This window comes from Microbacterium azadirachtae, from assembly GCF_000956545.1.
Lineage (GTDB): Bacteria > Actinomycetota > Actinomycetes > Actinomycetales > Microbacteriaceae > Microbacterium > Microbacterium azadirachtae.
The window spans coordinates 211,568-218,047 of record NZ_JYIT01000084.1; the positions used below are offsets into that span (position 1 = coordinate 211,568).

The following is a 6,480-nucleotide window of genomic DNA, read 5'->3' on the forward strand; positions in this document are numbered from 1 at the left end:
AGCGTTCTTGAGCGAGTCGAAGGAGCGCGCGCCCCAAGTTGTGGGTATCGATCTGCGCACGCCGCACGCCGTGGATGCGAATGTTGCGGTTGGTTTGCAGGCTGGCACCTCGACGTGGAGGGCGCCGGGAGCCGCCTGGCCTACTTCTGGAAGACATGGAGCTCTCCGTTCTGCTCGACGACGTCGAAAATGTCGCGGACTCGGTCGAGCAACCAGTCCTCGTTCGGCGTGAGCGCGTCGACGAAGAAGCCGCGTTCGTTGGCGTACTCGTAGATCTCTGTTTGCCATTCCTCCATATCGAGTAGAGCGTGAATCGCCGTCTCAGCGTCGGCGAAGGTGCCGACGAAGTTCTCGTGGAAGCCCTCCATGAGCATCGGTGCGTTCGCATCAACGTCCGGCAGGGTCAGGAAGGCCTGCAGCGCTGAGTCGTCGTGGATCGACAGGCGAAGTAGCTCCTCGATCAGCATGTCGGTGTCGCCGGAGTCCAAGGACGCTGGCAGGTGCACCAGATAGTTCCGGCCCTGCACCGACAGCTCGGTGCGCACGAGCAGGCGCTCGAGGTTGGGCTGCTGGTACTCGTTCATGTAACGGCGTTTGCTGCCAACGTTCTCCTGCTGGACGAGGAACGTCCCGAACCAGTCAATCCACTCTTTGGTGATGGCATCGGCGTCGGCGGCGGCGTAGATCGTCAGGTACTCGTCGCGAAGCGTCAGGTAGTTGCCTTCCCCGGTTCGGCCGTACTCTGAGAGCGCGGATTGGGCTCCGTAGGCGCGGCCGAGGACGTGGGCGATGCAGCGGGCGGTGTCGCCGTCGATCTCGTTGCGAGTGGCCATGGCTTCGGCCAGGCCGTCGGCCACGCGGCCTATCCAATGATCGCGTGCGACTTCGAGGCGTCGGAAGTCTGGTTCGTCGCGATAAGTCGCGGGTTGCGCTTCGGGCTGGCGCTGCGGTTCGTGCTCGTTCACGATCGGGCTCCGCTGGTGACGATGTGCTTGCCGAGGGCGTCCACCCAAGGCTCGCTTTCGAGGGGAACGACAAGGTCGTTGAGTTCAGAGAGCGCGGATTCGGGATCGAGCTCGCCTGTGGCGGCAAATCGTTCGAGAGCCGTAGCCGGGCCGCCGTGGATGCTTCCGGCGATGAGCCGCGCCAGCGTCTCGCTGCGCGCGTCCGGATCGAGTGCGAGTCCGAGTTCGATCAGGTGTCTCGCCTTCTCGGTTTCGTCGAGCTTGGCGCTGAGCGTGATGTGTATTGATGAGTTCATAGGTTTCCTCCTTTCGGGTTGGTGGTGATGTCGCCTACGGAGTTGGTGGGCGGGGCGTACGGCGCGAGGTGATCGAGCGCCTGATCGGTCGTGGTGATCCAGAACAGGTCGGCGTCGAGATCTCGGGCAGCTTTGATGGCGTCTTGGATGGCGCGGGCGCGTGCGGTCGTCGGGACGAGCCAAACGACGGCCGGGAACAACCCATGACGGGCTTGCTCTTCTCCGGCGCGGTAGCACCGCTGGTAGGTCCGGCATTTGCGCAGCACGGCGGGCAGGTGCTCGGTGCCGAGATCGACCTCGATGAACGAGTGCGTCTCGGTGGTGTGATCGGCGGTGATTACGAACAGGTCCGGCTTGAGCGTGATGGCACTGGATCCGACTGTGAAGGTGCGCCAGCAGGCGGGTTCGGTTGCCAGGTCGAGGATCTCGAACCATCCTGCGCCGGCGTGCTCGCCGAGCATCACAGCGACCTCGGCGATGGCAAGCATGTGGCTGGCAAACTGTCGTCCAGGCTCCAGATACTGAGCGCGGGCGGTTTCGCCTCGTCTCTGACGGAGATAGCGCTCGCCGGAGTACCCGAGTTGCCAGATCGTCAGGGCGGAACCGTGCTCCTGTCCGCCGATGCGCCGCTCGAGCCGTGCGACGGCTTTGAGGCGTTCGAGCCTAGTGAGGATGCGTGTCGTGCCGCGGGTGGCGGCGCTGACGGTGGCGTGGTCGCCGTAGGGTTTCGCGGGCAGATGAAGGCGTTGGATCTGACGTGTTGTTAGGAGCCGGAAGCGTTCCAGATCTTCTAGGACGCGGATGTCGCGATCGGTGAGGTGGAAGCCGAGGTCTCGTGTGTGCTTGGAGCTCATCGGGCCGTCTCCGAGGAGCTGCGAGTATCCGCTGCGACGCAGCGGGAGTCCCTTGCTGAAAGTGGCGGAAGTCGCCGGACTGCGGGGACGGCTGGAGGTGGGTGCTCCTGGTGAAGCGAACACCGAACGGAACACCGACCGGACGATCGCTCACACTTCTCCATCGTCATCAACGCGACGTTCATCGCCGCCTCTCCTTCTGATGCGATCGCCGCATGGGCAGTGGGTGACCCACTTGGTCGTGTTCCTTGGGTGACCTCTGCTGTGGTGGCGATAGTTCGGGAGCTGCGGGCCGTGCGCCGTACTGTTCGCGGCTGGCTTCCCGGATGACGTCGGCTGCGCGCAGGTTGGGCTCGGGAGGCAGCACCGCGGCAGAGCACCAGTCAGTGGGAACGCCACCCGCGACGAGACGCGCGTAAACCTGGTGCTTCGGCAGCGTTTCGAAGTCCGCGGCAGTGAGGTCCGGTGCGCGCTTCGCCATCGCTCCGGCGTCGTCGCTGTCGAGGGCAAAGCAGATCTTGGTGCGGGCGTTGGCGTCAAGGCCGCTGCGCATCCCGGCTGGCAGCTGGTCACGGTACTGATGGGCGACGTGCAAGCCGACGCCGTAGGAGCGGAACACGCTCATGGCGTTCTCGACGCTGGTCGGCAGATGGAGATAGTTCTGGACTTCGTCGATGAAGATCATGCCGGGACGTTTCATCGGTTCCTTTTCCGCTGCGCGTTCGGTGGTGGCAAGGAACAGTTCGGCGACGATGAGGCTGCCGAGCAGCTTGGAGGCGCCCTCGCCGAGGAGCGCGTCGTTGAGCGGCACCAGCACGGTCTTCTTCTCGCGGAAGATATCCCGCAGGCGGTAACGCGGCTGGGACTGCCCGAGCACCCGCACGAGGGGTTTTCGCATCACGATCTTTCTCAGCTTGTTGAGTGGCGATGCGATGACCGCAGCCCGCTGCGCCGGGCGCATGTCTTCGAACTCCGCCCAGAAGGCGCTAAGGGTCAGGTCGTCCTGTACCGCGGCGATGACGGGGCGACGGAACGCGGCGTCGGTGAGGAGTGTCGGCAGGTCGATGAGTGTGAATGGGATGCCGCGCTTCTGCCCTGCCCTCGCCAGTGACAGCAACGCGCCCTGCACCAGGTACTCCGTGCGCGGCCCCCAGCCCTCGTGGAAGACAGCACCGAGCGCAGCAAGGATGCCGTCGACGACGATGTGCGGGTCGCGGTCACCGACGTCGAGAGGATTAAACCCGACTGGTGCGTCGGTATCTGTTGCGTCGAGCACGACGATCTGCCCCGCGGCTTCGGCGGGTGCCGCGTCGAGTATGCGCTCAACCAGCTGGGCCTTGGGTTCGATGACGCAGCAGGCCCGTTTGGCGGCGATGTCGGCGAGGATCAGGTGCTCCAGCAGAGTGGACTTTCCGGAGTCGGTCGGCCCGAGCGCGATGAGATGCCGTAGGCGGCTCTGCGGGTCGAGCCCGATGGGTCGCTTGGGGCCGGGCGCGGTCCCGATCGCGAACACGGACTCGGTGCGAGAAACGATCTCCGGCACCGGCAGGAGCCGCGGGTGCAGCGCCGGAACACCGGCATAGTCGCCGTCGCCGAGCGGCCACCCGAGGAGCGGGACGAGTTCGCTGGTCGTGAGGCGCAACCTCGTGCCCGGGCCTGCCTGCGCGCTCTTCCACCGGGCCGGAGCATCACGAACGAGGGAGAACCGGACGCCGGGACTTTCCAGCGACTGCAACGCGCCGAACACTTCCCAGATCAGAGCATGGCGGCGCTTGGCCGTATCGGCGGCGACTCCGATCCGCAGGACGGTATCGATCCTGGCTTGCGCGATGTGGGTGTGCATGCGCTTGCGGGTGTCGGTAGGTGCGGGGCGGATGCCGTCGAGGAGTCGGGATCCGAGCGGCTGCAGCGGGTCCAACGCCGTCGCGCGGAGTTCCTGCGGGCGGTGGGCTCGTCCCAGGAGGAGCTGGACGCCGAGCACCTCCTGGCCACGCCGGGCAGCCAGCGCCTGGTGGATTCCGGCGACGATACGCTCGGGCTCGACGTCGGCCAGGGGGAGCCCGCCTGGACGAGCGGTGAGGCGGCTGACAGCGGCCACGTCTGGTCTCGTGGCGGTCCCAAACCCGACCCCGGGCAGTAGGCCCGTCAGGAGCCGTTTCAGGCGGTGAACCGCCGTTGGCGCACACCCGAGAACCGTCGTCACGCCATCGGCGCTGGCGAGGATCTCCAGGGACAACGGTCTCGGGATGTCGCTGCCGAGCAGCCGGGTCAGGAGTGTGTCGAGCGTCTGAGCTCCGATTGGGCGCGGCAAGTAGAGACGGGTGAAGACGAATGCTTCAGGCATGACCGACCTCCTTCGGTTTCCTGGCATCGGTGCGGGCAACTTCAGCCTGGGCGGAGGCTTCAAGCCGAGCCTGCTCCAGGCCAGCCGCAGTGAAGGCCTTCGAAGTGTGCTGAGGGCGAAGACCGTGGTTGACATCGGAGAACACCCGGGCACGCTGTCCGGAGCTCTTGTGGTTGCGGCGGCGTGCGCCGTGGGCATGACTACTCATGCGGAACCTCCTTCCCACCTCTGCTTTGGGTTTGCGTAACGGTCGCGGAAGGACGCTGGGATCGCTCGTAGGCATAAGCCCGATGAGCACGATGGCGCTTGTTATGAACTCGAACGCTTGAATTGTCAAGCGGAATGGCGCGCCGTTGTCCATTCCACAACGACGTGACAGAGGTGAACGTGCTTGTGCTTTTCATCGCCCACCCCACCAGTAGCGGTAGGCGTAGACCGCGGCACACAAGACGAGCACGATCACGCTTATCAGCAGGATCCAGCCCCAGAACTGGGCCAGGAGCTCCAGCGCGATCCACAGCGCGAGGATGCCGCCGAGGATGAGCAGGCAGGCGCGGAAGAAGCGTTGCACGATCGTGGGTGGCTTTGGATCGGACATCACGCATCTCCGTTCTCTCCTGCGTCCGGCGTCGTGTGCCGGGTGAAGTCGGAGGGCACCGGGTAGCCGGGGACGGTGATGTCGGAGTCGATCTCGTTGCCCCACACTGACCAGTCCGCGTGGCTGTTCGGGCGCTGCCGGGCGAACAGTTCGAGGTACGGGCCGTCCAGCACCCTCTCGATCAGTGGAATCATCTCTTCGGGCTTGTGCGAGTGGTCTTGGCGGGGGAACAGGAGCGTCGAGCGTTGGCCGCGGAACTTGAACGGGGCCTTGCCGCGCACCCCGTGGAGCAGGATTTCGTGGGTCGAACGAAAGTAGTTCCCGAGACCGAGGTAGTACTTGTCCCAGATGGCGTTCGTCTTGTACTCGAAGCCCCAGGCCTTCATGACCTCCAGCGCGCCGGGGAGCGCGGCGTTCGTCGTCCACAGCAGCAGCGTGGCGTTGTCGGCGGCGAGGTCGGCGACCGGCATCCGTTTGATGCGGTCGAGGGTCATCAGGTCGTAGTGGTTGATCGCGCCGCGCTTCCCCTGCTGGGCGATGTCCCAGGGTGGGTCGGCGTAGACCACGGCGAAGCGCTTCGCCTGCCCCTTTCGGGACGACGCCGCATCGGTCCGGTTGATGTTGCTGCTGCTGATCATGTCGAAGTACTCCTCTCTCAGGCCCGCAAACGTTTGGCGGGTTGTGGCGATGACTGGTTATGCGCCAGGTGGCGCGAGTCGTCAATGTTCTGGTCGGGGTCGTTGCGAAAACCACAACGACGAGATGGGCGGGATATCAGGGGCGGTCGCGCCCGCCGTTCACACGTCGGGCGCGACCTGACCTCACTCGTCGCAGAACATCAGCTGCGTTCCCTGTGTCTCGAGTGCGGAGATGTGTACCTCACGGTCATCGAGGGTGAGGTCCGCGAAAACGGAGCTGGGAACGAAGAGTTCTCTGGTCGGATGCTGAGCCACGAACTCCAGGAGCTTGACGATTCGCATGCTCGCCCAGAGCGTTTCGGGGACGTGCGTACAGAACAGGTTGTCATCGCCCAGCGTGACGCCCTCTTGTTCGGCGCACGCGTTCATGTCATCCAGTTGCTGTCGCCACGTTGCTCCGCCAAACGCCGCGGGAGCTGCCATCGGGACGGCTCCTGTGCTCGTGATCCACAGGAGCCCGGCAGCCGACAGCGCCTCCCTCTTCCTAGCGTTGGTGTTGTTGGTCATGTCGCCCCCTTTCATGAGGTCCGGCAGCCGTTCGGCTGCCTATTCAGTTGTTGGTTCCTCACCTACTGGTGAGGTCTGGTGCCCGCTCTTGTCCGGTCGCTTGGTATGCATCGGTCGGGAGCGGAAGTCAATGTTCTGGTCGCGGTTGTCGTGAAGATCACAACGACCGACTCGGGAGGGTGGGCCTGTCGGCTGCCGGGCTCCTGTGGATCACGAGC

The 6,480-nt window shown here is 64.9% G+C and carries 8 protein-coding genes; all 8 read right to left on the bottom strand.

Annotated elements, in window-relative coordinates:
• Nucleotides 1-140 precede the first annotated feature (140 nt).
• On the bottom strand, nucleotides 141-965 hold the full coding sequence (locus RL72_RS16040; RefSeq protein WP_156156819.1) for a hypothetical protein: 825 nt from the start codon (nucleotides 963-965) through the stop codon (nucleotides 141-143).
• Nucleotides 962-1,261 (bottom strand): hypothetical protein, encoded by a 300-nt coding sequence (locus RL72_RS16045; protein WP_045251867.1) that lies wholly within the window; start codon nucleotides 1,259-1,261, stop codon nucleotides 962-964. The genes RL72_RS16040 and RL72_RS16045 overlap by 4 nt, the downstream gene beginning before the upstream one ends.
• Nucleotides 1,258-2,115, bottom strand: coding sequence for a replication-relaxation family protein (locus RL72_RS19615; protein ID WP_082072454.1), 858 nt, complete (start codon nucleotides 2,113-2,115; stop codon nucleotides 1,258-1,260). Before RL72_RS19615 ends, RL72_RS16045 begins: the two co-directional genes overlap by 4 nt.
• A gap of 181 nt (nucleotides 2,116-2,296) precedes the next feature.
• A complete protein-coding gene (locus tag RL72_RS16055; RefSeq protein WP_052674466.1) occupies nucleotides 2,297-4,459 on the bottom strand; it encodes a type IV secretory system conjugative DNA transfer family protein in 2,163 nt (720 codons plus the stop codon).
• On the bottom strand, nucleotides 4,452-4,667 hold the full coding sequence (locus RL72_RS19935; protein ID WP_156156820.1) for a hypothetical protein: 216 nt from the start codon (nucleotides 4,665-4,667) through the stop codon (nucleotides 4,452-4,454). The genes RL72_RS16055 and RL72_RS19935 overlap by 8 nt, the downstream gene beginning before the upstream one ends.
• A 192-nt stretch (nucleotides 4,668-4,859) precedes the next feature.
• On the bottom strand, nucleotides 4,860-5,057 hold the full coding sequence (locus tag RL72_RS16060) for a hypothetical protein (RefSeq protein ID WP_045251868.1): 198 nt from the start codon (nucleotides 5,055-5,057) through the stop codon (nucleotides 4,860-4,862).
• A complete protein-coding gene (locus RL72_RS16065; protein ID WP_082072455.1) occupies nucleotides 5,057-5,695 on the bottom strand; it encodes an MT-A70 family methyltransferase in 639 nt (212 codons plus the stop codon). The genes RL72_RS16060 and RL72_RS16065 overlap by 1 nt, the downstream gene beginning before the upstream one ends.
• A gap of 183 nt (nucleotides 5,696-5,878) precedes the next feature.
• The gene (locus tag RL72_RS19940) at nucleotides 5,879-6,262 is read right to left on the bottom strand and encodes a hypothetical protein (RefSeq protein WP_156156821.1); all 384 of its coding nucleotides are present in this window, start codon (nucleotides 6,260-6,262) and stop codon (nucleotides 5,879-5,881) included.
• Between the last annotated feature and the right edge of the window lie 218 nt (nucleotides 6,263-6,480).